Source organism: Clostridium liquoris (genome assembly GCF_002995785.1).
Taxonomy (GTDB): Bacteria; Bacillota; Clostridia; order Clostridiales; family Clostridiaceae; genus Clostridium_AO; species Clostridium_AO liquoris.
In genome coordinates this window covers 1-1,393 of sequence record NZ_PVXO01000031.1, presented here as the reverse complement: position 1 = coordinate 1,393, position 1,393 = coordinate 1, and the positions used below count along the sequence as shown (strand labels likewise).

Annotated in this window: 1 rRNA gene; it reads left to right on the top strand. The window is 52.1% G+C overall.

From position 1 onward, the window contains the following. Positions 1 to 1,363 (top strand): 23S ribosomal RNA (locus tag CLLI_RS14700); the annotation flags it as partial. Between the last annotated feature and the right edge of the window lie 30 nt (positions 1,364 to 1,393).

Sequence of the window (1,393 nt, the reverse complement as noted above, 5' to 3'; positions counted from 1 at the left end):
AGTTGAATCTGAGGTGTTATGGGGAGCCAATTTTGGCGAAGTACCTGATTCCACACTGTCGAGAAAAGCCTCTATGGAGGAAGTTGGTGCCCGTACCGCAAACCGACACAGGTAGGTGAGGAGAGAATCCTAAGACCATCGGAAGAATTGTTGTTAAGGAACTCGGCAAATTAGCCCCGTAACTTCGGGAGAAGGGGTGCCATGGAAACATGGTCGCAGTGAATAGGCCCAAGCAACTGTTTAGCAAAAACACAGGTCTCTGCTAAAGCGAAAGCTGATGTATAGGGGCTGACGCCTGCCCGGTGCTGGAAGGTTAAGGGGATCCGTTAACGTAAGTGAAGCGGTGAACTTAAGCCCCAGTAAACGGCGGCCGTAACTATAACGGTCCTAAGGTAGCGAAATTCCTTGTCGGGTAAGTTCCGACCCGCACGAATGGCGTAATGACTTGGGCACTGTCTCAACAACAAATCCGGCGAAATTGTAGTGCAAGTGAAGATGCTTGCTACCCGCGATTGGACGGAAAGACCCCGTAGAGCTTTACTGTAGCTTAGCATTGAGTTTCGGTATTGTCTGTACAGGATAGGTGGGAGACTTGGAAACAGGGGCGTTAGCCTCTGCGGAGTCATCCTTGGGATACCACCCTGACAGTACTGAGATTCTAACCGGCGGCCATGAATCTGGTCACGGGACATTGTTAGGTGGGCAGTTTGACTGGGGCGGTCGCCTCCAAAAAAGTAACGGAGGCGCCCAAAGGTTCCCTCAGTGCGGTTGGAAATCGCGCGTAGAGTGCAAAGGCAGAAGGGAGCCTGACTGCGACACATACAAGTGGAGCAGGGACGAAAGTCGGGCTTAGTGATCCGGTGGTTCCTCGTGGGAGGGCCATCGCTCAACGGATAAAAGCTACCTCGGGGATAACAGGCTGATCTCCCCCAAGAGTCCACATCGACGGGGAGGTTTGGCACCTCGATGTCGGCTCGTCGCATCCTGGGGCTGAAGTAGGTCCCAAGGGTTGGGCTGTTCGCCCATTAAAGCGGCACGCGAGCTGGGTTCAGAACGTCGTGAGACAGTTCGGTCCCTATCCGTCGCGGGCGTAGGAAATTTGAGAGGAGCTGTCCTTAGTACGAGAGGACCGGGATGGACTGACCTCTGGTGCACCAGTTGTCACGCCAGTGGCACAGCTGGGTAGCTATGTCGGGAAGGGATAAACGCTGAAAGCATCTAAGCGTGAAGCCCACCTCAAGATTAGATTTCCCATAGCGTAAGCTAGTAAGACCCCTTGAAGAACACAAGGTTGATAGGCTAGAGGTGTAAGTGTAGTAATACATTCAGCTGACTAGTACTAATAGGTCGAGGGCTTGATCTTAAATATTTACTTTGTGCAATTTTGAAAGAA